Here is a 24,222-nt window from a genome sequence, read left to right as displayed (position 1 = left end):
CCCGTCATACTTCAGATTGCAGGTGGCGGCTGCGCCAGAATGACTTACTTATGTAAGTTCATAGGGATTCGCGTGCTTGCTGCCTTCCCGCATCTGGAATTATTTTGGGTTGATACCTGGCATGGAAAGCCGCATATCGGCAGGGAACTGGCCGGAAGAAGAACATTGAAATCAGGAGTCAGGACTCATGGCTGTAGGGATCAGAAGCGGTGTATTGTCTCGCTGGCTGGCGCCGATTATCGCACTGCTGGTGGTGTTTCAGCTCACTGCATGCGGCGATAAAGAACCGGAACAACGCAAAGCCTTTATCGATTATTTGCAAAATACCGTCATGCGCAGCGGGCAAAATCTGCCGTCGCTGAGTGAAGATCAGAAACAACGTTTTGGTAATTACGCGAATGACTACGGCATCATTCTGTCATTCTCCCGCCAGATGAAAGGTGCCGTTGAAGGTAGCCTGGTACCGGTGGTCAGCGCGATTGGTCAGGTGCGTACGCCGCAGGATTACATGACGCAGCGCAGCGCGTTGCAACAGGCGGAAAGTACGCTGAGCATGCTCAATGCCCAGTTGCGTGATTCGAAAGTCAAAGCCGATACCGCGATGGCTGCACTGAAACAGCCGGATGATCTGAAAGCCGTTTATAGCCAGGTATACAACAGTGTGGTGACCCAGCCTGCTAACGTGCTGACCCCGCTGGTGCCTGCGCTGCAAAGCTTCACGCAGGATATCGTGTCAGTGGGTGATTTCCTGCAACAGCAGGGCACTCAGGTCGCCTTTGCTAACGGCGGCGTGCAGTTCCCGACGCAGCAACAGGCTACGCAGTACAACACCATGATGTCTAATCTGGTGGGCAAACAGCAGACATTGCTTCAGGCGCAAAAAGTCGCGCAGGGCGATTTCAGCCACTAAGCCACACTAAAATCTGCAAAAAAGCCACGTCATCTTGTACGTGGCTTTTTTATTGCCCCGGACCCTGCCCATAGATTTATAAAAAATGACAATTTTTAGCCTGCAAATCCGGCTGAATTCCTCTACTTTTGAAGGCAACTGTCCGATTTTCCCCGTATTTCACTTTAAGGATTTTTGATGAAACGTCAGACGATGACTCTGTTGGCTTCTCTGGTGCTGGCGCCGACGCTGGCTTTTGCTGCCGACAGCGCAACCGCAGATTTCACCCCGGCGCAGCAGGAAGCCATTGGTAAAATTGCGGCGGATTACATGTTGCAGCACCCGGAAATTCTGGTGCAGGTCAGCCAGAAATTGCAGGCGCAGCAGGCTGATCAGCAACAACAGCAAACCCTGAGCGCCGTGCTTGAAAACGCCAAAACGCTGGTAAACGACCCGGCGACCCCAAGCTATGGTCCGAAAGATGCCAAAGTCGCGTTCGTAGAATTCTTCGATTATCAGTGCCTGTATTGTAGCCACATGGCGCCGGTGGTTGAGCAGACCGTGAAAGCGAACCCGAACGTGCGCTTCGTCTTCAAAGAATGGCCAATCTTCGGTGATCGCTGGAAAGCCTCCATCACGGCTGCGGAAACCGGTATGGCCATCTGGAAAGAAAAAGGCAGCCAGGCGTATTTCGATTATCACAACAGCATTTACCGCACGGGTCATGATGAAGGTAAACTTACAGATGCTGATATCGCCGGTGCAGTGAAAGCTGCCAAAGCGACAGCGCCAACCGATGCACAGCGCAAAGCCACACACGAAGCGATCGCCGCTAACGATGAGCTGGCACGTACGCTGGGCTTCAGCGGCACCCCGGGTTTCGTGGTGATGCCAACCAGCGGTGCAACTGCTGAAAACACCAGTGTGCTGCCTGGTGCCGTTTCTGCCGAAGAACTGCAGGCCGCCATTGTGAAGGCGCAGGGCGGGAAGTAATTTTCTCTGTAAAACACGATTTCATCACGGCGGGCTGTCTGACAGTTCGCCGTTTTGTTTTTCCGCCCCCGCCTGTAATTTTCTTTCAGCATTTCCTCTGTAAACTCAGTTTTCCTTTCCTAAGACACGTCTGAATTTTTTTTAAGCGAAATACACAAGTCCGCCCAAAAATACTTTGTGATGAATATCACGTTTTAATGATAAAGACTCGTTAACAAAAAGTGACTTAAGTCCCATTATTAGGGGTGTTGCGCTTAAATAATCGCCAGTGTAGCTCGGTTACAGACTGTTTTTGTGATCGAAGTCACCAAAATGCAGGGGGTAAGGGTCCCGTATGTGTGATCTGCGTCACGAGCTGTGGGGTGGCTACGCGAGGCCTATAATCACATGGTAGAGTCCGCCTCGCAGACAGCAATTCGACGGACGGATTTTTAAAGCAGTGGCACAAAAACCGAAATAACCGTCACCGATAATTAACTGATATCACGCGCTCTATTGTCAGCGCGTATCAATAGGGGTGCGTTTTATGTTTTCACCAGACGTTAAGATCAAAGTTCAAAACTTTGGTCGCTTCCTGAGTAACATGGTAATGCCCAACATCGGCGCATTTATCGCCTGGGGTATCATTACTGCTCTGTTCATTCCTACCGGCTGGATCCCTAATGAAACATTAGCGAAACTGGTTGGCCCGATGATCACGTATCTTCTGCCATTGCTCATCGGTTTTACCGGTGGTCGTCTGGTTGGTGGTGATCGTGGTGGTGTGGTCGGCGCAATCACCGTAATGGGGGTTATCGTTGGTGCGGATATGCCAATGTTCCTCGGCGCAATGATTGCAGGCCCGTTAGGCGGCTGGTGCATCAAGCGTTTTGACCGCTGGGTTGACGGTAAAATCAAAAGCGGCTTCGAGATGCTGGTTAACAACTTCTCGGCCGGTATTATTGGTATGCTGCTGGCAATCCTGGCTTTCCTGGCCATCGGCCCGCTGGTTGAAGCCCTGTCTAAATTGCTGGCTGCAGGCGTGCACATCATGGTTATCCATAACCTGTTGCCGCTCGCCTCTATCTTTGTTGAACCGGCGAAAATCCTGTTCCTCAATAACGCCATCAACCACGGTATCTTCTCTCCGCTGGGTATCCAGCAGGCGACTGAAACCGGTAAATCTATCTTCTTCCTGATCGAAGCGAACCCAGGTCCGGGTATGGGCGTCCTGATGGCGTACATGTTCTTCGGTCGTGGCAGCGCTAAGCAATCTGCGGGCGGCGCGGCAATCATCCACTTCCTGGGTGGTATCCACGAAATTTATTTCCCATACGTTCTGATGAACCCACGTCTGTTGCTGGCGGTAATCCTGGGGGGTATGACCGGCGTGTTCACCCTGACGCTGCTCAACGGTGGCCTGGTATCCCCGGCTTCTCCGGGTTCCATTCTTGCGGTTCTTGCGATGACGCCAAAAGGCACGTACTTCGCTAACATTGCGGCGATTGTGGCAGCATTTGCGGTGTCCTTCGTGATCTCCGCATTCTTGTTGAAAACCACCAAAGCGAAAGATGGCGACGATCTGGACGAAGCAACACGTCGCATGCAGGATATGAAAGCCCAGTCTAAAGGCGGCAAACCGGCTGTTGCAGGCGTAGCGGGTGACCTGTCTACCGTACGTAAAATCATCGTTGCCTGTGACGCCGGTATGGGGTCAAGCGCCATGGGTGCCGGTGTGCTGCGCAAAAAAGTGCAGGATGCAGGTCTGACCAACATCAGCGTCACCAACAGTGCAATCAACAATCTGCCTGATGACGTGGATCTGGTGATTACTCACCGTGACCTGACCGAACGTGCCATGCGTCAGGTGCCACATGCACAGCACATTTCGCTGACTAACTTCCTCGACAGCGGCTTGTACACGGACCTGACTTCCCGTCTGGTAGAAGTGAACAAAGCCAGCCAGTACAAAGAGAAAGTGACCACTACGCTGGGCGACAGCCTTGTGGCTGACAATGAAAACGAAAACCTGTTCCGCATCAGCGAAAGCAACATTTTCCTCGGCCTGAATGCGGGCACCAAAGAAGACGCGATTCGTTTTGCCGGTGAACAACTGGTGAAAGGCGGTTATGTTCAGGCAGAATATGTGGAGGCGATGCTGGCACGTGAGCAACTGACCTCAACGTATCTGGGGGAATCCATTGCTGTGCCGCACGGTACCATTGAAGCGAAAGATCGCGTACTGAAAACCGGTATCGTGTTCTGCCAGTATCCGGCGGGTATCCGCTGGGGCGATGATGAAGATGACCGTGCACGCCTGGTCGTCGGTATTGCAGCGCGTAACAATGAGCACATCAACGTGATCACCAAACTGACCACGGCGCTGGATGAAGACGGGGTTATTGACCGTCTGGCGAACACCACCAGCGTTGAAGAAGTTCTGACCATCCTTCGCGGCTAACGTTGAGCGGTTAATCAGTAGAGCGTCACTAAGCGGGTCTTGATAAAAGACCCGCTTGTTGATTCGGAGCCGGGCGGCTCCCGGCTTTACCCAAAGCTTTTTACCATAAAGTATGGCCCCCGATTTGAAGGAAATATTATGAAAGCATTACATTTTGGTGCAGGTAACATCGGTCGCGGTTTTATTGGCAAATTACTTGCTGATGCCGGGGCTGAACTGACGTTTGCGGATGTCAGCCCTGCGTTGCTGGACGCGCTGAACAGCCGTAAAGGTTATGACGTGCACGTTGTCGGTGAGCAGGCCACCATTGAGCCTGTCACGAATGTGAATGCCGTGAACAGCGCTGGTCAGGAGGCCATCAACCTGATCGCTGAAGTCGATCTGGTGACCACCGCCGTCGGCCCGACCGTGCTGGAAAAAATCGCGCCAAACGTCGCCAAAGGTCTGGTGCTGCGTCATCAGCAGGGCAACGAAAAGCCGCTGAACATTATTGCCTGTGAAAACATGGTGCGCGGCACCAGCCAGTTCAAACAGCACGTATTCAATGCGCTGCCGGAAGATGAAAAAGCCTGGGTTGAAGCGCATATCGGCTTTGTCGATTCTGCGGTTGACCGTATCGTTCCGCCTGCCGCTGCTGGCACCACCGATCCGCTGGAAGTTACCGTTGAAACCTTCAGTGAATGGATCGTCGACAAAACCCAGTTCAAAGGCGAATTGCCGGAAATCGCCGGCATGGAACTGACCGATAACCTGATGGCGTTTGTCGAACGTAAACTGTTCACCCTCAATACCGGCCATGCCATCACCGCCTATCTGGGTCAGCAGGCAGGCCATGCGACAATTCGTGATGCAATTCTTGATGAGAAAGTGCGTCTGGTGGTTCGTGGTGCGATGGAGGAGAGCGGTGAAGTGCTGATCCGCCGTTACGGTTTTGACCCGGAAAAACATTTCGCGTACATCGAAAAGATTCTGACTCGTTTCGAAAATCCGTACCTGCATGACGATGTTGAACGCGTTGGCCGTCAGCCACTGCGTAAACTGAGCGCAGGCGATCGTTTGATCAAACCTTTGCTGGGTACGCAGGAATATCGCCTGCCGAACGACAACCTGGTGAGAGGAATTGCGGCCGCGATGCATTATCGCAGCGAGCAGGATCCGCAAGCGAAAGAACTGGTAGAATTGCTGGAGAAAGTGGGGCCAAAAGCAGCCCTCGCCCAGATTTCAGGTCTGCCAGAAGATGGCGAAGTCGTGGCGAAAGCCGTCGCTCTCTACGAATCGATGCGCTGATACTGCGTTTATTTTGATTTCGCCAACACCAGGCAAAGAAAGCCCTGTCGGGCAGGATGTCTCTGTCCGACATGCGCGCATCATGGATGACGCCAGGGGCGCTGTCGGCACCGGCTCTTTAATGCAAGTAAGCCCTATGGAAAAAGCTCAGGCGTTTGAAAACCGTGTCCTTGAAAAGCTCAATGCGGGTAAAACCGTGCGCAGCTTTTTAATGACCGCTGTGGAGTTACTGGCGGAAGCGCTGGATATTCTGGTCGTGCAGGTTTTCCGCAAAGACGATTACGCGGTGAAATATGCAGTCGAACCTTTACTGACCGGCACCGGCCCGCTCGGTGATTTGTCTGTTCGCTTAAAACTGATTTATGCGCTGGGTGTAATCAGCCGTCACGAGTATGAAGATGCGGAATTACTGATGGCGTTGCGTGAAGAGCTGAATTACGACGGCGAAGAGTATCGTTTTACCGATGATGAAATTCTCGGCCCGTTCGGTGAATTGCATTGTGTGACAGAACTGCCGCCGGCACCGACCTTCCTGAAACCCGGGGAAGCCGACGAATCGCTGATCGCCATGCAACGCCAGCGTTATCAGCAAATCGTCCGCTCCACCATGGTGCTTTCCGTGACCGGGCTGATTGCCCATATCAGTAATCAGCAGCCTTCCAGGCTTTCTCCGGTGCAAAAGTGAATCCCCGTCATACTTCGGGCCGCAGATGCGTTAGCTGCGTTCGGTCACCCGAATCACTTACTTGAGTAAGCTCATCAGGATTCCATCACTTGCCGCCTTTCTGCAACCCGAACTATTTTGGGGATTCGTTTTAGTGAATCGCATGACGCACTTCGCCCACCAGCAGCCAAAGCGCGGTTAACGCCATCATGCCGCCCATGATCGTGTTGAACATTTTCAGCTTCCATTCTACCCGTAATGCCTGACGTAACCTGTCACCCATCACTACCCACACCAGAATGCAGGGCAGATTGATCAGCGCGAAGCCGATACAAATCAGCAGTGTATGTTGCAGCATGTTGCCATCAGGCGGGGTGAATAAGATCGCCACATTAGTCGCCATCAGCCAGGCTTTTGGGTTCACAGCCTGAAATAATGCACCATTAACCATGTTCATCGGTTGCTGTTTGGTCCCTTCTTTTGGCGAACCGGAACGGTAAATTTTCCACGACAACCATAACAGATAGGCGCAGCCCACTGCCGCCATCGGCAGACGCACCACCGTCATCCAGCTAAGCAGAATCGCCAGCATGGAAGTCATCAGCGCACATTGCACCACGCAGCCAAGTGTAATGCCCAGCATCATCGGCACGCTGCGGCGCAGCCCGAAATTCACCCCGGAAGCCGCCAGCAACAGATTATTCGGGCCGGGCGTAATTGACATCACAGTGACGTAACTGACAAAAGCGGTATCGATCATGTTGTTTTCCTGCATCCCCTGTTTTCCAGATAGCCAGAGTAAACGCTGAACAGAGAAGGTAACAGAACCAGAAATACGCTATTGTTATGGTTACAGATTGCGTAACCCAAAACTGTACCCATCACTTTTTACGGAACTGACACCATGACTGACACCGCGGATTTCAGCGACACCCGATATAACCAGCTGGCAGAACAACTGGCGGACGCTATCCGCCGTGGCACACTCGCGCCGGGCAGCCGTTTGCCGTCCGTGCGGCGCAGCGCACAAACCTGGTCAGTCAGCATCAACACTGTGGTAGCGGCTTACCGGCGGCTGGAAGATCGCGGCTTTATCGAGGCACGCCCGCAGTCGGGTTTTTATGTCCGTGCCGCGTTGCCTGCGCTGAACCATCAGCCACAGGAACAACCACAAACGCCAGCCGCAAAACCCGCAGATGAAGTGCTGGATCTGATCGACACAGTATTCGCCTCACAAATTGACCCCACCTATACCAACTTATCGCTGGCCTGCCCGCAGTCGAACGATTTTTACCCGACCGGCAAGCTGGGGCGAATTATGGCATCACTGCTGCGTCGTCAGCCCAATCTGATCGGGCAATACGCGCTGCCGCCGGGCAGCCCGGCGTTACGCCAGCAAATTGCCCGCCGTGCACTGGCGCTCGGTATGATTTTAGAACCCGCAGATATCACGATTACGCACGGTTGCATGGAAGCGTTACAGCTGGCGTTGCGCGTCACCACCAAACCCGGTGACAGCGTCGGGCTGGAAACGCCGACCTATTTTTACCTGCTGCCGATGCTGGCAAGTCTCGGGCTGAAAGCGGTGGAAATCCCCACGGATCCGCAAACTGGCCTGTCGCTGGATGTGCTGGAAATGCTGCTGACCGAGAAACGTCTGAATGCGGTGATCGCCATGCCGACGGCGCAAAATCCGCTGGGCTTTACTATGCCGCTGGCGGCAAAAAAACGGCTGGCGCGGCTGATGAACGATCACCATGTCCCGCTGATTGAAGACGGGTTGTACGCGGAAATTCAATTTGGCGCGACATTGTCTCCGGCGGTAAAAGCCTTTGACCGCGACGGCTGGATCCTGTTTTGCACCAGCTTTACCAAAACGCTGGCCCCCGATTTTCGCATCGGCTGGGTGGAAGGCGGACGCTTTGCCGATAAGCTGCATAAACTGAAAGCTGTATCGTCAATGGCAGAGTCCGCTTTGCTTTCCCAAACGCTGACGCTGTTTCTGGAGTCAGGCGGTTACGATCATCATCTGAGGGCTTTACGCAAGCGCTACGCGTCGCAGGTTGAGCAGGCACGCGCGCTAATCGCCCGCCACTTTCCACAAGGCACCCGTGCCACACAGCCGGCAGGCGGATTTGTGATTTGGGTGGATTTCCCGCCGGGTGTCGACTGCGTCACGCTGTTCCGCCAGTTGCTGAAAGATAAAATTTGTATGACGCCGGGGCAACTGTATTCACCCAGCGGCCGCTACACCAATGGCCTGCGTTTGTCGTGCTGCTATGTTTTTGATACACGCTATATTTCAGCAATGATCCGCATTGGTGAGCGGGCCTGTGAGATGTGCGGTTTGCCTCCGGGGCTGGCAGAAACGCAGGAGCAAGCTGAAGAATCCCGCACTTCCTGATACACTGACGGTTATTATTCCCCATTTACAATCGTGCCCGCTGCGGCATGAACGGATCTGAAATCATGAAAGAAGTTGAAAAAGCCGAGATCAAACGTCTCAGCGATATGCTGGATGCACTGAATCACAAAGATGCGACCGTGATTCAGGCGGGTAACGCTGAGTTAATCGCTAAGCACGAAGAAGAAAAAGAAAAGCTCGCGGCAGAAATCGCGCGTCTGAAAGCCGTGCGTGAGAAAAAACTCAGCACCGAAGCGCAGAAGCTGGAAAAGCTGTTCAGCCGTGAAATCACCAAGAAAGAACAGGCTGATATGGGCACGCTGAAGAAAACCGTACGCGGTATCGTGGTGGTTCACCCGATGACGGCGCTGGGCCGCGAAATGGGCCTGAAAGCGGTGACCGGTTTTTCTAAGAAAGAATTCTGAACTCATACTCCCGGGGGTGAAGTTTTGCCCTGCTCCTCCTCCTGCGAAGGAGGAGGGCGTTAACATTACTTCCCAAACAATCGTCGTCCAAAATCTTCGATCTTGCGGTTTACCAGCCGCATTTGCATGGTTTTACTCCAGCTGGCGGAGATCCCTGCGGCAGACATCAGACGGCGATACTGTTCCTCATCAAATGGCATGTTGAAGGCGATAGAAATCGCTTCTGCAACAGACACCTCGCTGTTGCGCGTCAGCAATTCCAGCGGCCGGTCGCCGCTGACATTTCCGGTACTGACGACCCGATATAACCAGCCACAACGTCCGCTTTGTTGTAACAACGGCGACAGGTTTTTGCAGTCGAGAAAATGATTCAGCTTGTAGCAGGGCGCGCGCGGCTGGGTGACCTGAATCAGCGCGTCGCCCCAGCGGAAAATATCGCCGATAAACACGTTATCTTCGGTCATGCCCAGCGTTGAAAGATTTTCGCCAAACGCAGGGGGATGAAAGCGGTCTTCTTCTTCGGGAAATTGCTGGCGCAGCCAGGCGTAATGTTCGCGGGGGAAATGGCACAGCGCGCGGTCAGCGCCACCGTGATAAGACTTTTCGGCTTGCTGATCATTTTCCAGCCCGAGCGGCGTTAAAGCGATGCTGCCATCAACCTGACGTTTGGCAATCGCACTGGATGAAAAATCGGGATAATGTTCGATGGTACCGATATATACGTCGGGATAATGCATAAGCTCTCCGCTGCTGAAAGGTCACTTGCTCAAGCATAACCTGCATTCGACAGCGGGAGTAGAAGGAATACCTGCACACAAACGGGTGCGCAGGTTAAATCGTTAATCAGAACGTTTCCCAGTTATCCTGACTGGTTTTGCTTTGTGCCGGCAGTGCCAGAGTCGGACGGCGCAGCGCGGCGGATGCTGGCGCATCCAGTCTGTCGCCATTATCAGCCAGACGGAATACCGAGACTGCCTGGGTCAGCGTCGCGGCCTGATCTTCGAGTGAATCAGCGGCGGCGGAAGACTGCTCAACCAGCGCGGCATTCTGCTGTGTCGTGCTGTCCATTTCGACAATCGCCTGCGAAATCTGACTGATGCCACGGCTTTGTTCGTCAGAAGCAGAGGCGATTTCACCCATAATATCGCGCACATGCGAGACCGATTTTACGATGTCCTGCATGGTTCGTCCGGTGTTTTCCACCAGCTTCGCACCGGTATTCACCCGCTCAACGGATTCGGCAATCAGTCCTTCAATTTCTTTCGCTGCCTGCGCACTGCGCTGTGCCAGTGTGCGGACTTCTGAGGCGACGACGGAGAATCCGCGCCCCTGTTCACCGGCCCGGGCGGCTTCAACGGCGGCGTTCAGCGCCAGAATATTGGTCTGGAACGCGATGCCGTTGATGACGGAGGTAATTTCAGCAATACGTTTTGAGCTGCCGGAAATCTGCTGCATGGTGTCGACCACCTGGCCGACCTGTTTGCCACCGAGCGTCGCGGTACCTGAAGCTTCGCTGGCCAGTTTGCTGGCGTGATGGGCATTATCAGCGTTCTGTTTCACTGTTGCGCTCAGTTCTTCCATGCTGGCGGCGGTTTCTTCGACGGCCGCAGCCTGCTGTTCGGTGCGTGAGGAAAGATCGGTATTCCCGGCAGCGATTTCCGCCGCCGCGTGAGATACCTGTGAAACACCGGAGCGGATTTCATAAATCATGGTGCTGAGGTTCTGGCTCATTGCGGATACCGCGTTCATCAGCATGCCCAGTTCATCGCGACGTGTGGTCGGATGCGCCACAGTCAGGTCACCCTGCGCAATCGCCTCTGCTGTTTTCAGCGTATCACGCAGCGGCTGGGCAATCTGGCGGGTGATTCGCCATGCAATGATAATCCCGACCAGCAGTACGATCAGCGTAATCACCATCATGATGTTCTGCGCATCACGTATGTCTTTATGCGTGTTAATCAGTTCATTTTTAAAGATTTTCGCTACCAGGGCGTTCATCTCTGCGGCTTTTACTGACAGCAATTGTGAATTTCTTTGTTCATCTTCATAAGCCGGCATGAACGCCTGAACGTGATTTTTATAGGTTGCCAGTGCACTCATCAGCGGGGCAAGTGTGGCCTGCTGATCCGGCAACAATAATGCATTGAGTTTTTTAGCATTCGCTTGTGTATCATCAATTGACTTCAACAGCTTGGCTTCAGTTTCTTTATTAATGTTCAGCAACAGGCCGCGCACGTTATAACGCACACTGATCAGTTTCTGAATCACTTCAGCCAGTGAAAGCCGAATGGAAGGATCGGCATCTTCTACGCGTAACTGATCCTGCAAACGCGTCACCACGGCTTCCGTCTCGGAAAGATTCCAGCTGGCCCGCACCGCATCTTTGCGATCGACGGCTTCTTTGAATGCGGCCTGCGCCTGCTGGTACTCATGGATTTTCACCGGCACCTGATCGAGATTTGTTTGACTGGCGGTATCCCAGTCCAGCTTGTCTTTCGACTGGGTTATCAGTTGCGACAGTGCGTCAATGTTGTCCTGGTTTTGTTTGAGATACACCGGATTGTAATTGAGCTGATAAAGCGTACGGCTGAGGCGGGCATCATTGAGTAATGCATTCATCTGATTACTGAAATCGACTTTTTCCGCACGCTGACTGATGTCGTTAAATTTAATCATTCCCGCAGTGGTAATGACGGCCGCGATCAAAAGCACCAGGCCGAAACCCAGACCCAGTTTGGTGCCGACCTTAAGATTGTTCATCCACTGCGAAAGACCCGATCCGTTACTCATAATCATTCTCCGTCAAACATCCCTTTTAAATAGACATGCGGTTTTGTGACGCCTTTGTGAACAATCTATCGGTAGGCTTTTTCATAAACTTTATAGGATGTGTGGCGTATTTTTGATTAATGCGAGCGGGGTCTAATAATGGTGGGAAACAGAAGAATAATTCGCTGTGAAACAGTGAGCATGCGTACAAATTCAGGACATAAAAAAGCGGGTCACAGACCCGCCATTGGCTAAGACATCTTGCCCGTGCTGGGCGGCAGTGCGAAATTACTTCGCTTCAGCCAGACGTTTTGCAGCTTCGTCCCAGTTTACAACAGCCCAGAAGGCTTTGATGTAGTCAGGGCGTTTGTTCTGATATTTCAGGTAGTAAGCGTGTTCCCACACATCCAGACCCAGCAGCGGGTAACCGGAAGCGCCGGAAATGGCTTCGCCCATCAGCGGGCTGTCCTGGTTAGCTGTAGAAACGACGGCCAGTTTGCCATCTTTCAGTACCAGCCATGCCCAACCTGAACCGAAACGGGTTGCCGCTGCTTTCTCGAAAGTTTCTTTGAAAGCGTCAACGCTGCCGAAATCGCGTTCGATGGCAGATTTCAGTTCGCCTTGCAGTGTGGTGCCGGTTTTCAGGCCTTTCCAGAACAGGCTGTGGTTAGCGTGGCCACCTGCGTTGTTACGCAGAACGACTTTCTTGTCTGCAGGAACCTGATCCAGCTTGGTGATCAGTTCTTCAACCGGCAGTGCAGCCAGTTCCGGCAGGCTTTCCAGCGCAGCGTTAGCGTTGTTAACGTAAGTCTGGTGATGTTTAGTGTGATGGATTTCCATCGTTTCTTTGTCGAAATGCGGTTCGAGTGCGTCGTATGCGTAAGGCAGTGATGGCAGTGAATAACTCATGTTCATCGTCTCCGTAGTGTAGGGCGGCACCGTCATTGTGAGCACCGCGTAATCAGTCGGATCATTATAGTTAATTAAATGATATTGAAAATGATTATCTCTGTCCCCGCCAGCGGATAGATACGCGTAAGCGCCTGTTATTCGGGGCTTAGAACCAGATAACCGCAAACAATCCTAAATTGTCTAAAGGCACGCGGTGCTTAAAGGGGCTTTTAGCTGTTCTTGATGAAATAGCGATAACTGAAGTCATCTAAGAGTTCTGTTTCCGGATTTCTGCGCTTCCCATTTACGACGCGCAGTACGGATATCCAGATTTAATCCATATAGCTCAAGAGTAACACATGCTCTGTGACAGTTTTCCGTGCTGGCGAGCGGAGACACTTCAATTTCACCTGTCAGGTAATTTGCCACGAAGTAATCATCAAAATGATATTCGAGATCATCAGGGTTGAGCAGTGCGGGATCATATCGGTTACCTTTTTCACTCTGACAGCGGTCACAGCAGGGATAAAGATTTTGCCAGTGGAAAGCCAGTTCCGGAAAGGCGTGGCGTTCCTTGGGCTTAAAATGTTCGATGGTCTGGCGGCTTTCAGCACCGGTCAGTCCGTCGCAAAATGCACAATGTTGAAGGCTTGCGTCGAATAACTTTTGGCGGACATTTTCATAGCATTTGGTTGAATACCAGCGGAAACGTTTTCGACATCAAACTGTTCCTTCACTTCAAAAATCTCTTCCAGAATCAAGGAATGCTTTTGCAGATTGATGGTATTCATAAATAATTTCTGAATAGCTTGAATCAGAATAACCAAGGCTGTCACCGTCTTGAGCCAGAAACTTATACCCGCTATATGAACCGTTTTGATGGTCAAACATGTAATGAACACGGTTGTCTTTTGTCGCCAGCCGCGAATTAATTAAAGACATGTCCCCCGTTGCTTCATCAAATACCGCCGCCAGCGCATACAGCAGAGTACTTTTCCCGCAGCCGTTCGGGCCGGTGAAGATATGGATCTCTGCCTTTTCAGCATCAGCTTCTGCGCTTTTAATCGGTGGGAAATCAAAATGCGTATTCTCGAATACGCCCACATCCCTGAGAGTTATGCTTTCCAGTCGGTACGGCCGCCGCATTTGATTTCCTTATTATTCTGATGGATAACTGTTCAAATTCTGCGCTGAGTTTACCTCAGCCGCTGCGGATGCGTATACACCGTTGCCCGTCCCGGTTTGCTGAAACCGACCAGCGTCAGATTGCATTTTTCGGCGACGTCGACCGCGAGCGTGGTGGCGGCGGAGACGGCGAACAGAATTTCGATGCCGCACATGGCGGCTTTTTGCACCATTTCATAACTGGCGCGGCTTGATACCAGCGCGGCACCGGATTTCCAGTCGCTCTGTCTGGCACGGATACCCAGCATTTTATCCAGCGCCACGTGACGGCCCACATCTTCGCATCCACCCAGTAACTGACCTTCCGGCGTGATCCAGGCAGCGGCGTGGGTGCAACCGGTAAGCTGGCCGATTTCCTGTACGGATTTCAGCTGATGCAGCGCATTATCCAGATTCGCCAGCTCAAACGTTTGGGTAAACGGCAGTGGCGCGAGCGGGCGGAACAGATCGTCTAACTGTTCGATGCCGCAGACTCCGCAACCGGTGCGGCCCGCCATAGCCCGGCGGCGTTCTTTCAGCCCGGCAAAACGGCGGCTCGACAGTTCGATATTAACTTCTATACCGTGGCAGTTTGGCGTCACCTCCATCCCGTAAATCTCACCGGTGGATTCAATAATCCCTTCTGACAATGAAAAGCCCAGCGCAAAGGCTTGTAAATCTTTTGGCGACGCCATCATCACCACATGTGAAATGCCGTTATAGACCAGAGCGACGGGCACTTCCTGAGCAATCCAGTCATCTTCAGGTTCATTGAGATGTGTGCGTTGCATCACCGGTTTTTGGCTCGCTCCGATGATCTGAGTCACTTTTTTGTCATCTTTTTCGCCCAGTTCGTTTACGTGATGGACATCCATTAGCAATAACCTTATAAACATTCCGGCTACATAAGCCGTACAAAAAGTCAGGACTTTATACCTTAATTTTACCGCTTTCGACGTTGTTCATGAAAGCGCCAATTTGAAAAGCAATGTGTGTCTAAATGATGGGAAGGAGTCTTTCATGCAAGTCAGCAGAAGACAATTATTCAAAATATGTGCGGGTGGTATGGCCGGCACCACAGCAGCATTATTAGGATTCACGCCGACCCTGGCGCTGGCGGAAACCCGCCAATACAAACTGCTTCGCTCACGTGAAACCCGCAACAACTGCACTTACTGTTCCGTAGGTTGCGGCATGCTGATTTACAGCCAGGGCGACGGCGCAAAAAATGTCACTGAAAATATCTTTCATGTAGAGGGTGACGCCGATCATCCGGTCAGTCGTGGCTCGTTGTGCCCGAAAGGTGCAGGTGTGCTGGATTACATCCACAGTGAAGGCCGCCTGACACATCCGCAGTACCGTGCACCCGGCTCCGATAAGTGGCAGCGCATCTCCTGGGATGAGGCGATTTCCCGTATCGCCCGCCTGATGAAAGATGACCGCGACGCCAACTTTGTCGAGAAAAATCACAATAACGTCACGGTCAACCGCTGGCTGACCACCGGTATGCTGTGTTCTTCAGCGGCCAGTAACGAAACCGGTCTGCTTGATCAGAAATTCACCCGCGCACTGGGTATGGTGGCGATCGACTGCCAGGCCCGGCTGTGTCACGGCCCGACCGTTGCAGCATTAGCGCCTACGTTCGGTCGTGGCGCGATGACCAACAACTGGGTCGACATCAAAAATGCCAACGTGATTTTGATTATGGGCGGAAATGCGGCAGAAGCGCATCCGGTCGGATTCAAATGGGTGATTGAGGCCAAAACCAAAAACAACGCTAAAGTCATCGTGGTCGACCCGCGCTTTAACCGCAGTGCTGCCGTGGCCGATATTTACGCGCCTATCCGCGCCGGTTCCGACACGGTTTTCCTGCTGGGTATGATCAACTACCTGATCACCCACAATAAAATCCAGACCGAATACGTCCGGGAATATACCAACGCCAGCCTGCTGGTGCGTGAAGACTATGAATTTAACGACGGGCTGTTCAGCGGTTTTGACGCAGCGAAAAAAGCCTATAACAAGGAAAGCTGGCACTATCAGCTTGATGAAAAAGGCTTCGCGAAACAGGATAAAACGTTGCAGGACCCGCGCTGTGTGTGGAATCTGCTGAAAGCGCACGTATCCCGTTACACGCCGGAACTGGTGGAGCGCTTGTGCGGCACCCCGAAAGAAGATTTCCTGCTGATCAGTTCCATTCTGGCGGAAACCTGTGCGCGCGACAAAACGTCGACCATTTTGTATGCACTGGGCTGGACGCACCATACCGGCGGCGCACAAATCATCCGCTGTGCGGCGATGATCCAGTTGCTGCTCGGCAATATCGGTATGCCCGGCGGTGGCGTGAATGCCCTGCGTGGTCACTCCAATATTCAGGGCTATACCGACCTCGGTTTGTTGTCTCTGAACCTGCCCGGCTACATGCCTTTGCCGTCTGAAAAACAGACCCGTTTTACTGATTATCTGCAACAAATCACCCCCGTGCCGCTGGTGGACGGACAGGTCAATTTCTGGAAAAACACGCCGAATTTTTTCGTCAGCATGATGAAAAGCTTCTGGGGCGAACATGCCACGGCGGAAAATGACTGGGGCTTTGACTGGTTGCCGAAATGGGACAAAAGCTACGATGTGTTGCAACAGACCGAGCTGATGACCGAAGGCAAACTCAACGGCTATATCGTGCAGGGCTTCAATCCGCTGGCGGCATTCCCGGATAAAAACAAATCTTCGCGCGCGCTCTCGAAACTCAAATACATGGTGGTGATCGACCCGCTGGTCACCGAATCCTCGAATTTCTGGCAGAACCACGGCGCGATGAACGACGTACAAACCGCCGATATTCAGACCGAAGTGTTCCGCCTGCCGTCTTCCTGTTTCGCCGAAGAAAACGGATCAATAGTCAACTCCGGTCGCTGGCTGCAATGGCACTTTCAGGCCTCTGAGCCACCGGGTGAAGCGCTGCATGACGGCAAAATTATCGCCCGTCTGTTTATGAAACTGCGCGAACTGTATCAGAAAGAAGGCGGTGCGAACCCGCTGCCGGTGCTGAATATGGCGTGGGATTATCAGGATCCACTCGACCCGTTGCCGGAAGAGATCGCCCGCGAAGCCAACGGCAAAGCGCTGGCCGATATTCATGACGATCAGGGCAATCTGTTGGCGAAAAAAGGCCAGCAACTTTCAACATTTGCCCATCTGAAAAATGACGGCAGCACGGCCAGTTTCTGCTGGATTTATACGGGAAGCTGGACGGAAGCCGGTAATCAGATGGCGCGCCGCGATAACGCCGATCCGTCCGGTCTGGGCTGCACGTCCGGCTGGGCATGGTGCTGGCCGCTCAACCGCCGCATTCTGTATAACCGCGCCTCCGCCGACCCGCAGGGACAGCCGTGGGATCCGAAACGCGAAATCATCCGCTGGGATGGTGCGAAGTGGACCGGTTTTGACGTCCCGGATTACAGCGCCGCTGCGCCGGGTTCGGGTGTCGGGCCGTTCATCATGCAACAGGAAGGCGTCGGGCGTTTATTTGCGACCGACAAAATGGCCGACGGTCCGTTCCCCGAGCATTACGAACCTATCGAATCACCGATTGGCACCAACCCGCTGCATCCGGACGTTATCTCGAACCCGGTTGCGCGTATTTTTGCCAGTGATTTGCCGAATATGGGCACCGCCCGAGACTTCCCGTATGTGGCGACCACCTATTCAATTACCGAATTGTTCCGCCACTGGACCAAACACGCGTTGCTCAACGCCATTGCGCAGCCTGAGCAGTTTATCGAGATCGGCGAAAGTCTGGCCGCCTCGAAGGGCATTGCGCAGGGTGATGAAGTGAAAGTGTCTTCGAAGCGCGGATTCATCGTGGCCAAAGCCGTGGTGACCAGGCGCATCCGGCCGCTGACCATCGACGGTAAGCACGTCGATACCATTGGCATCCCGTGCCACTGGGGATTTGAAGGTGCGACGCGTAAAGGTTATTTAGCCAACACGCTGACGCCGTCAGTCGGTGACGCTAACTCGCAAACGCCGGAATTCAAGGCGTTCCTGGTTAACGTGGAAAAGGTCTAACGGAGGCGAATTATGGCAATGCAATCTCAGGACATACTGCGTAAGTCCGCAACCAACGGGTTGACGCCAGCGCCGCGCGCCCGTGACCATCAGCAGGAAGTGGCGAAACTTATCGACGTCACCACCTGCATTGGCTGTAAAGGCTGTCAGGTCGCCTGTTCCGAATGGAACGACCTGCGCGATGAGGTCGGTATCAACACCGGCGTTTACGATAACCCGATGGATCTCAGTGCGAAATCCTGGACGGTGATGCGTTTCTCTGAAGTGGAACAAAACGGCAAGCTGGAATGGCTGATCCGCAAAGACGGCTGTATGCACTGCGCCGATCCGGGCTGTCTGAAAGCCTGTCCGGCGGAAGGCGCGATTTTGCAGTACGCCAACGGCATCGTCGATTTCCAGTCGGAACATTGCATCGGCTGCGGTTACTGCATCGCCGGTTGCCCGTTCAACATTCCGCGCATCAATCAACAGGATAACCGTGCCTATAAATGCACGCTGTGCGTTGACCGTGTGAGTGTGGGTCAGGAACCGGCGTGTGTGAAAACCTGCCCGACCGGTGCAATTCATTTCGGTACGAAAACCGCCATGCAGGATTTAGCTGCAGAACGGGTCAGCGAGCTGAAAGGTCGCGGGTTTGATCATGCCGGTTTATACGATCCGCAGGGTGTTGGCGGTACGCACGTGATGTACGTGCTGCATCACGCCGACAATCCTGAGTTGTATCACGGCCTGCCAAAAGATCCGGCCATCAGCGCGGCGGTCACCTTGTGGAAAGGGGTTTGGAAACCACTGGCTGCTGTCGGCTTCGCAGTAACCTTCGCCGCCGCAGCATTCCATTTCCTGGGCGTGGGGCCGAACTACGTGAAAGAGGATGAGCACAGAGAAGAGGAAGAAAAACATGATGATGAGGAGAAACGACCATGAAAAAAGAGAAGTTAATCCAGCGCTATAATCTGGCGGAACGTCTCAATCACTGGATTGTTGCCTTTTGTTTTGTGACGCTCGCCCTCAGCGGCATCGGCTTCTTTTTCCCGTCGTTTAACTGGCTGATGAACATTTACGGCACACCCCAGATGGCGCGTATCCTGCATCCGTTTTTCGGCGTGGTGATGTTCATCTCTTTCCTCGGCATGTTCTTGCGCTACTGGAAGCACAACCTGCCGGAAAAAGACGACATTGTGTGGGTGAAAAATATCGGTAAAGTGCTGACCAACCATGAGGTCGGCGATACCGGGCGCTACAACTTCGGTCAGAAATGCGTGTTCTGGGCGGCGATCAGTTGTCTTGTGCTTCTGATGGCCAGCGGCGTCATTATCTGGCGTCCGTGGTTTGCCGGTTATTTCCCGATCCCGCTGATCCGTCTGGCGCTGCTGGTGCATTCGCTGGCCGGCATCGGCCTGATTCTGGTGATTATCATGCATGTCTACGCTGCGACCTGGGCGAAAGGCTCTATCCCGGCGATGACCGGCGGTAAAGTGCCTGCGTCATGGGCGAAGTATCACCATCCACGCTGGTACCGTCAGGTGCGTGCTGAAGCGTTGAAGAAAGAACAAGATAAAGATGAGAGGAAAGCCGGATGAGCATCCAGATTGTTCCCCGGGACGCGCTGGCAGACGGTAAAACCACGGCGGGGAATATCCCGCCGGTACTGTTCGCCAATCTGAAAACGCTGTATCAGCGCCGTGCCGATCGCCTGCGTAAACTGGCCGAAGACAGCCCGCTCGACGGATATCTGAATTTTGCTGCGGCGATTTGCGATGCCCAGCAGCGCGTGCTGAAAGATTTCCCGCTCACTGTCGACCTGCGTGATGAATTAGCGAAAGCGGCGGGTAAACCGCCGCTCGATTGCCGGTTGTTTCCACGAACGCCGCACTGGCTTACATTGCTGGATGCGCTGATCAGGGTGCTCAAACACGGCGCGTCAGAGCCGGTGCTCGGTGTGCTTGAGCGCCTTGAACACTCCCCGAATCTTCAGCGCGAAATGATGGCGACAGAGCTGCTTTGCCAGGATTTCAAACACGTTCCGGCTGACAAAGCCCCGTTTATCTGGGCTGCGTTGTCGCTGTACTGGGCACAGATGGCGGCGCAACTGCGCGGTGTCGGGCGGGCAGATTATGGCGAAAATCGTCTGTTCTGTCCGGTGTGCGGCAGCGTTCCCGTTTCTGCGGTGATCGCGTTTGGTACCCACAGCGGCCTGCGCTATCTGCACTGTAATCTTTGCGAAAGTGAATGGCATGTCGTGCGCGCAAAATGCAGCAACTGCGATGCAATGGAACATGTAAACCTCTGGTCCATCGGCGATGAACAGGCCACGGTGAAAGCCGAAGCCTGCGACGATTGCAATGCTTACCTGAAAGTGATTTATCAGGATAAAGACCCGCAGGCAGACGCGGTAGCGGACGACCTTGCGACGCTGTTACTTGATGACCGTCTGGAGGACAAAGGTTTTTCCGGCAGCGGCATCAACCCGTTCCTGTTTCCCGCTGAATAACCGGTAAAACCGGCAGCCGTGACTGGTAAACCCCTGCATGGCTGCTAGTTTTAATAGAGGTTCCGGCGAAAACGAGGAGGGTCTGATGAAATTGATCGGCAGTTATACCAGCCCGTATGTGCGCAAAATTTCGGTGATGTTGCTGGAAAAAGGCATCCCGTTTGATTTCATTAACGACACGCCCCACGAACCGGGCTGCAAAATCACACAGTACAATCCTCTCGGAAAAGTCCCCGCGCTGGTGGCCGATGATGGCGAAATTTTTTATGATTCGCCGATTATTGTGCAGTTCATCGAACTGATGAATGTCGCACCCACGCTGTTGCCGTGGCAACCGCTGGACGCGTTACGTGTGAGGCAAATTGAATCGCTGGCCGACGGGGTCACTGATGCCGCCGTGGCGCTGGTGCTGGAAGGTCGCCGCGATGCTGATAAACGTAACGAAGCCTGGATTTTGCGCCAGAGGGAAAAACTGTTGCGCGGGCTGGATGCGCTGGAAAAGCATGCGGCAAGCCGTACATTGCTCAATTCTGAAAGCCTCAATGTGGCCGATATTGCTGTCGCCTGTTGTCTGGGCTATCTCAATTTCCGGCGTATCGCGCCGGGCTGGTGTGTTGAGCGTCCTGAACTGGTAAAACTGGCAGAACGCCTGTTCCAGCGCGAGAGTTTCGCGCGCACCACCCCACCCGGGAGTGGTAACGCCAGCTTTGCAGCTAAAAAGGTGTGAAGCCGCTCGAAGAGTTCTCTTTACATCCCACCGGTTCGATTTTCACTGCCTAGACTTTATGCAGCGCTCTGCTAATCCCTGCTGCATAAAGGAGTTCCATCATGGCTTATGATAAAAATCCTCATGCCGTCAAACCGGAAGAATACGGTTTCCCGCTTAAACTCAAAAAACAATACGACAACTTCATTGGCGGTGAATGGGTCGCGCCGGTGAAAAAACAGTATTACGACAATCTGACACCGGTGACCGGCGAGGTACTGTGCCAAGTGGCCAGCTCCGGCACCGATGACGTCGATCTGGCGCTGGACGCCGCCCATAAGGCCAAAGACGCATGGGGAAAAATGCCGGTGCAGCAGCGTGCAAATTTACTGCTGAAAGTCGCCGATCGCATGGAACAAAACATTGAACTGCTGGCAAACGCCGAAACCTGGGATAACGGTAAACCGATCCGCGAAACCAGCGGCGCCGACGTGCCGTTAGCCATCGACCATTTCCGCTATTTCGCCTCTTGCGTGCGTGCGCAGGAAGGGGGGATCAGCGAAATCGACAGCGAAACCGTTGCGTATCATTTCCACGAACCGCTCGGCGTGGTGGCGCAGATTATCCCGTGGAACTTCCCGCTGTTGATGGCGTGCTGGAAAATGGCACCGGCGCTGGCGGCAGGTAACTGCATTGTGCTCAAACCCGCCAAACTGACGCCGCTGTCCGTTCTGTTGTTGATGGAGCTGGTGCAGGACATTTTGCCTGCGGGCGTCATTAATGTGGTTAACGGCGCGGGTGGTGAGATCGGCGAATATCTGGCGACGTCTAAACGTATCGCGAAAGTGGCGTTTACCGGCTCGACGGAGGTCGGCCAGCAAATCGCCGGCTATGCCGCACAAAACCTGATCCCGGCCACGCTGGAACTGGGCGGTAAATCACCCAATATTTTCTTTGCCGATGTGATGGATAAAGAGGATGAATTCTTCGACAAAGCGCTGGAAGGGTTTGCGCTGTTTGCCTTCAATCAGGGTGAAGTCTGTACCTGTCCGAGCCGTGCGCTGGTTCAGGAATCTATCTACGAACGTTTTATGGAACGTGCGATCAAACGTGTTGAGGCTATTAAAACCGGTAACCCGTTGGATATTGAAACCCAGATGGGCGCGCAGGTTTCTGCCGGACAGATGAAAACCATTCTGGATTATATCGAAATCGGTAAAAAAGAGGGCGCAGAGGTACTGACCGGCGGCGCGAAGAAAAAACTCGAAGGTTCGCTGAACGAGGGATATTACCTGCAACCCACCATTTTGCTGGGTAAAAACAACATGCGTGTTTTCCAGGAAGAAATCTTCGGACCGGTGCTGGCCGTCACCACGTTTAAAGATATGGACGATGCGCTGCAAATTGCCAATGATACCGCTTACGGATTAGGCGCAGGTGTCTGGAGTCGTGACGGCAATGTGGCCTATCACATGGGCCGCAATATTCAGGCCGGGCGCGTATGGACCAACTGTTATCACGCTTATCCGGCGCATGCCGCATTTGGGGGTTACAAACAGTCCGGTATCGGGCGCGAGACTCATAAAATGATGTTGGATCACTATCAGCAAACGAAATGTTTACTCGTTTCTTATTCGAGTAAACCGATGGGGCTTTTCTGAGGAATGATCGCGCATTCTGACCGTAATTGATTTTTCCGGCTGACGATGGCATATAAAAACGCCATCGTCAGTGAGATTACTTAATACATCATGTGCATTGCTCTCATTTAGCGGTTAACTTAAAGTGCCTATATAAATATTTTATATGTTAATTCAATAATAAAACATTATGAATGCGCTAATTGTAATATTTTAAACGTGACCGTGGACGGATGTTCATATCTAAGGATAGAGAGTCATGTTTAAACGGTTTTTATATATTGTGATATATACGATTTTCATTTTTGCTGTTTCAATAGGTCGCACCGTTGCCTATTATCAATATATTGTTCTCAATTCCGATGCGGCACCTTTGGTCAGAGTGGTTTAGCCCGTTACGCACCGTTATTTGCAACACTTGAGGTGATGGGGCTGGAGTCTCAATATCGGGAAAAAATCTATACAGCTGTGATCAAAGATAACATTGATTTAGCTGACGACACTGTTTTAAATAACTGGCTGGAACATAATGGTATTGACGTTGGGAAATATCACGAAATCAACGCATCGCCGGCGGTCAAAGCGTTACTTCAATATATGTCAGCTGTCAGTAACTATTATGACGTCTCTGCAACGCCGGCATTTATTGTAAACAAGCAATGGCTTGCCTATCAGGATCGCGATTTTAAAGCTTTTGGTGATCAACTTATCTCCCTGCTTACCAGGCATAAACCACTGGAGATATAATGCGCTTTGTTCCGGTATGGATCTATTTGCACAGCATGTCTTTGGGGGCGGCTATAAACTATAAAATTTTCTTATTTTATAGCCGGATAATAAAAGTTGGACTGTCTCTTTATAAGTTATTGCCATTAGAAATTATTTTTGGAATGTTGCATGTGATGCGTTTTCTGCGATGTATAGGGAAACATCAAAAAGCACTGACGCTGGTCGCCAATGAAAATAAACGGTGTTTGTTAAACGACACCGGCATCGTCGATTTCACCTGGATTGCGCAACGCCGGAAAGCCCTGGATTACGCGGCAACTTATGGCAAAAATCAGCGTGTCGTCAGCCAGCTGGAAAATTGTGCATATCAGTTAGATCAATTCGTTAAACCGCTGCATCAGAGCAGGAAACCCGTCATCCTTGCGCCGCTGCATATGGTTTCGGATATCCTGGCAGGTATTGTTGCCAGTAAAACCTATCCAGGAAAATCCACCCTGATGAACCTGTCAGGCGGACTGGATATCCCTGACAGTGGCGAGATCTGCATCGCAGGCATTGATACCACCCGGGCTTCTCATGAACACCTTGCCGCGCTGCGATCCATCCAAGAAATAAACAAGAATAGAAAGACGTAAACGAAAGACATGGGAGAGCGATCTTCC

General features: G+C 52.6%; 21 protein-coding genes. 15 read left to right on the top strand and 6 right to left on the bottom strand.

Annotated features, from left to right (window positions below; all coding sequences use genetic code 11):
• The first annotated feature begins 187 nt into the window (after nucleotides 1-187).
• The 5 genes from EVX52_RS14210 to EVX52_RS14190 all read left to right on the top strand — a co-directional run bounded on the left by EVX52_RS14210 (nucleotide 188) and on the right by EVX52_RS14190 (nucleotide 6,294).
• Nucleotides 188-910 (top strand): DUF3053 domain-containing protein, encoded by a 723-nt coding sequence (locus EVX52_RS14210; RefSeq protein ID WP_129954041.1) that lies wholly within the window; start codon nucleotides 188-190, stop codon nucleotides 908-910.
• Between the two features lie 177 nt (nucleotides 911-1,087).
• On the top strand, nucleotides 1,088-1,882 hold the full coding sequence (locus tag EVX52_RS14205) for a DsbA family protein (protein WP_129954039.1): 795 nt from the start codon (nucleotides 1,088-1,090) through the stop codon (nucleotides 1,880-1,882).
• A 526-nt stretch (nucleotides 1,883-2,408) separates the two neighbouring features.
• Nucleotides 2,409-4,322: a PTS mannitol transporter subunit IICBA gene (locus EVX52_RS14200; RefSeq protein WP_129954037.1), complete on the top strand. Its 1,914-nt coding sequence runs from the start codon at nucleotides 2,409-2,411 to the stop codon at nucleotides 4,320-4,322.
• A 138-nt stretch (nucleotides 4,323-4,460) separates the two neighbouring features.
• Nucleotides 4,461-5,609: a mannitol-1-phosphate 5-dehydrogenase gene (locus tag EVX52_RS14195; protein WP_129954035.1), complete on the top strand. Its 1,149-nt coding sequence runs from the start codon at nucleotides 4,461-4,463 to the stop codon at nucleotides 5,607-5,609.
• A 136-nt stretch (nucleotides 5,610-5,745) separates the two neighbouring features.
• Nucleotides 5,746-6,294 (top strand): MltR family transcriptional regulator, encoded by a 549-nt coding sequence (locus tag EVX52_RS14190; protein ID WP_014411435.1) that lies wholly within the window; start codon nucleotides 5,746-5,748, stop codon nucleotides 6,292-6,294.
• Nucleotides 6,295-6,424: 130 nt separating this feature from the next.
• Here EVX52_RS14190 and EVX52_RS14185 read toward each other — a convergent pair whose 3' ends face one another.
• Entirely contained in the window at nucleotides 6,425-7,033 is a 609-nt protein-coding gene (locus tag EVX52_RS14185; protein WP_129991537.1) for a LysE family translocator, read from the bottom strand.
• Between the two features lie 144 nt (nucleotides 7,034-7,177).
• On the opposite strand from EVX52_RS14185, the gene EVX52_RS14180 reads away from it, so the two are divergent.
• The gene (locus EVX52_RS14180; RefSeq protein ID WP_129991536.1) at nucleotides 7,178-8,677 is read left to right on the top strand and encodes a PLP-dependent aminotransferase family protein; all 1,500 of its coding nucleotides are present in this window, start codon (nucleotides 7,178-7,180) and stop codon (nucleotides 8,675-8,677) included.
• Nucleotides 8,678-8,742: 65 nt separating this feature from the next.
• The gene (locus EVX52_RS14175; protein ID WP_129954030.1) at nucleotides 8,743-9,102 is read left to right on the top strand and encodes a YibL family ribosome-associated protein; all 360 of its coding nucleotides are present in this window, start codon (nucleotides 8,743-8,745) and stop codon (nucleotides 9,100-9,102) included.
• Between the two features lie 65 nt (nucleotides 9,103-9,167).
• Here the strand turns inward: EVX52_RS14175 and yiiM are convergent, their stop codons facing one another.
• From yiiM to fdhD, 5 genes are all read right to left on the bottom strand, one after another.
• Nucleotides 9,168-9,839 (bottom strand): 6-hydroxyaminopurine reductase, encoded by a 672-nt coding sequence (yiiM, locus tag EVX52_RS14170; protein WP_129991535.1) that lies wholly within the window; start codon nucleotides 9,837-9,839, stop codon nucleotides 9,168-9,170.
• Nucleotides 9,840-9,945: 106 nt separating this feature from the next.
• A complete protein-coding gene (locus tag EVX52_RS14165; protein WP_129954026.1) occupies nucleotides 9,946-11,892 on the bottom strand; it encodes a methyl-accepting chemotaxis protein in 1,947 nt (648 codons plus the stop codon).
• A gap of 267 nt (nucleotides 11,893-12,159) precedes the next feature.
• Complete coding sequence (gene sodA, locus EVX52_RS14160) at nucleotides 12,160-12,780, bottom strand: superoxide dismutase [Mn] (protein ID WP_129954025.1); 621 nt, start codon at nucleotides 12,778-12,780, stop codon at nucleotides 12,160-12,162.
• Between the two features lie 720 nt (nucleotides 12,781-13,500).
• Complete coding sequence (locus EVX52_RS14155; RefSeq protein ID WP_129991534.1) at nucleotides 13,501-13,908, bottom strand: AAA family ATPase; 408 nt, start codon at nucleotides 13,906-13,908, stop codon at nucleotides 13,501-13,503.
• A 50-nt stretch (nucleotides 13,909-13,958) separates the two neighbouring features.
• Nucleotides 13,959-14,801: a formate dehydrogenase accessory sulfurtransferase FdhD gene (gene fdhD / locus EVX52_RS14150; protein WP_129954021.1), complete on the bottom strand. Its 843-nt coding sequence runs from the start codon at nucleotides 14,799-14,801 to the stop codon at nucleotides 13,959-13,961.
• 145 nt (nucleotides 14,802-14,946) lie between these two features.
• On the opposite strand from fdhD, the gene fdnG reads away from it, so the two are divergent.
• The 8 genes from fdnG (at nucleotide 14,947) to EVX52_RS14110 (ending at nucleotide 24,195) form a co-directional block, all read left to right on the top strand.
• Nucleotides 14,947-17,994: a formate dehydrogenase-N subunit alpha gene (gene fdnG / locus EVX52_RS14145; RefSeq protein ID WP_129991533.1), complete on the top strand. Its 3,048-nt coding sequence runs from the start codon at nucleotides 14,947-14,949 to the stop codon at nucleotides 17,992-17,994.
• 12 nt (nucleotides 17,995-18,006) lie between these two features.
• The gene (fdxH, locus tag EVX52_RS14140) at nucleotides 18,007-18,918 is read left to right on the top strand and encodes a formate dehydrogenase subunit beta (protein ID WP_129954017.1); all 912 of its coding nucleotides are present in this window, start codon (nucleotides 18,007-18,009) and stop codon (nucleotides 18,916-18,918) included.
• On the top strand, nucleotides 18,915-19,574 hold the full coding sequence (fdoI, locus tag EVX52_RS14135; RefSeq protein ID WP_129954015.1) for a formate dehydrogenase cytochrome b556 subunit: 660 nt from the start codon (nucleotides 18,915-18,917) through the stop codon (nucleotides 19,572-19,574). Before fdxH ends, fdoI begins: the two co-directional genes overlap by 4 nt.
• The gene (gene fdhE / locus EVX52_RS14130) at nucleotides 19,571-20,485 is read left to right on the top strand and encodes a formate dehydrogenase accessory protein FdhE (RefSeq protein WP_129991532.1); all 915 of its coding nucleotides are present in this window, start codon (nucleotides 19,571-19,573) and stop codon (nucleotides 20,483-20,485) included. The genes fdoI and fdhE overlap by 4 nt, the downstream gene beginning before the upstream one ends.
• A gap of 85 nt (nucleotides 20,486-20,570) precedes the next feature.
• Nucleotides 20,571-21,212: a glutathione S-transferase gene (locus EVX52_RS14125; protein WP_129954012.1), complete on the top strand. Its 642-nt coding sequence runs from the start codon at nucleotides 20,571-20,573 to the stop codon at nucleotides 21,210-21,212.
• A gap of 101 nt (nucleotides 21,213-21,313) precedes the next feature.
• Nucleotides 21,314-22,852 (top strand): aldehyde dehydrogenase family protein, encoded by a 1,539-nt coding sequence (locus EVX52_RS14120; protein WP_129954010.1) that lies wholly within the window; start codon nucleotides 21,314-21,316, stop codon nucleotides 22,850-22,852.
• A gap of 405 nt (nucleotides 22,853-23,257) precedes the next feature.
• On the top strand, nucleotides 23,258-23,578 hold the full coding sequence (locus tag EVX52_RS14115) for a DsbA family protein (RefSeq protein ID WP_129954008.1): 321 nt from the start codon (nucleotides 23,258-23,260) through the stop codon (nucleotides 23,576-23,578).
• Nucleotides 23,578-24,195: a hypothetical protein gene (locus tag EVX52_RS14110; RefSeq protein WP_129991531.1), complete on the top strand. Its 618-nt coding sequence runs from the start codon at nucleotides 23,578-23,580 to the stop codon at nucleotides 24,193-24,195. The genes EVX52_RS14115 and EVX52_RS14110 overlap by 1 nt, the downstream gene beginning before the upstream one ends.
• Nucleotides 24,196-24,222 lie beyond the last annotated feature (27 nt).

It is taken from the genome of Rahnella sp. CFA14(1/10), from assembly GCF_004195095.1.
Taxonomy (GTDB): Bacteria; Pseudomonadota; Gammaproteobacteria; order Enterobacterales; family Enterobacteriaceae; genus Rahnella; species Rahnella perminowiae.
This window is presented reverse-complemented; position numbering and strand designations above follow the sequence as displayed.

Bases quoted from the DNA above. Each gene is read 5' to 3' on its own strand.
- EVX52_RS14210 (WP_129954041.1), top strand. From the start codon at position 188: ATGGCTGTAGGGATCAGAAGCGGTGTATTGTCTCGCTGGCTGGCGCCG.
- EVX52_RS14205 (WP_129954039.1), top strand. From the start codon at position 1,088: ATGAAACGTCAGACGATGACTCTGTTGGCTTCTCTGGTGCTGGCGCCG.
- EVX52_RS14200 (WP_129954037.1), top strand. From the start codon at position 2,409: ATGTTTTCACCAGACGTTAAGATCAAAGTTCAAAACTTTGGTCGCTTC.
- EVX52_RS14195 (WP_129954035.1), top strand. From the start codon at position 4,461: ATGAAAGCATTACATTTTGGTGCAGGTAACATCGGTCGCGGTTTTATT.
- EVX52_RS14190 (WP_014411435.1), top strand. From the start codon at position 5,746: ATGGAAAAAGCTCAGGCGTTTGAAAACCGTGTCCTTGAAAAGCTCAAT.
- EVX52_RS14185 (WP_129991537.1), bottom strand. From the start codon at position 7,033: ATGATCGATACCGCTTTTGTCAGTTACGTCACTGTGATGTCAATTACG.
- EVX52_RS14180 (WP_129991536.1), top strand. From the start codon at position 7,178: ATGACTGACACCGCGGATTTCAGCGACACCCGATATAACCAGCTGGCA.
- EVX52_RS14175 (WP_129954030.1), top strand. From the start codon at position 8,743: ATGAAAGAAGTTGAAAAAGCCGAGATCAAACGTCTCAGCGATATGCTG.
- yiiM (WP_129991535.1), bottom strand. From the start codon at position 9,839: ATGCATTATCCCGACGTATATATCGGTACCATCGAACATTATCCCGAT.
- EVX52_RS14165 (WP_129954026.1), bottom strand. From the start codon at position 11,892: ATGAGTAACGGATCGGGTCTTTCGCAGTGGATGAACAATCTTAAGGTC.
- sodA (WP_129954025.1), bottom strand. From the start codon at position 12,780: ATGAGTTATTCACTGCCATCACTGCCTTACGCATACGACGCACTCGAA.
- EVX52_RS14155 (WP_129991534.1), bottom strand. From the start codon at position 13,908: ATGCGGCGGCCGTACCGACTGGAAAGCATAACTCTCAGGGATGTGGGC.
- fdhD (WP_129954021.1), bottom strand. From the start codon at position 14,801: ATGGATGTCCATCACGTAAACGAACTGGGCGAAAAAGATGACAAAAAA.
- fdnG (WP_129991533.1), top strand. From the start codon at position 14,947: ATGCAAGTCAGCAGAAGACAATTATTCAAAATATGTGCGGGTGGTATG.
- fdxH (WP_129954017.1), top strand. From the start codon at position 18,007: ATGGCAATGCAATCTCAGGACATACTGCGTAAGTCCGCAACCAACGGG.
- fdoI (WP_129954015.1), top strand. From the start codon at position 18,915: ATGAAAAAAGAGAAGTTAATCCAGCGCTATAATCTGGCGGAACGTCTC.
- fdhE (WP_129991532.1), top strand. From the start codon at position 19,571: ATGAGCATCCAGATTGTTCCCCGGGACGCGCTGGCAGACGGTAAAACC.
- EVX52_RS14125 (WP_129954012.1), top strand. From the start codon at position 20,571: ATGAAATTGATCGGCAGTTATACCAGCCCGTATGTGCGCAAAATTTCG.
- EVX52_RS14120 (WP_129954010.1), top strand. From the start codon at position 21,314: ATGGCTTATGATAAAAATCCTCATGCCGTCAAACCGGAAGAATACGGT.
- EVX52_RS14115 (WP_129954008.1), top strand. From the start codon at position 23,258: ATGGGGCTGGAGTCTCAATATCGGGAAAAAATCTATACAGCTGTGATC.
- EVX52_RS14110 (WP_129991531.1), top strand. From the start codon at position 23,578: ATGCGCTTTGTTCCGGTATGGATCTATTTGCACAGCATGTCTTTGGGG.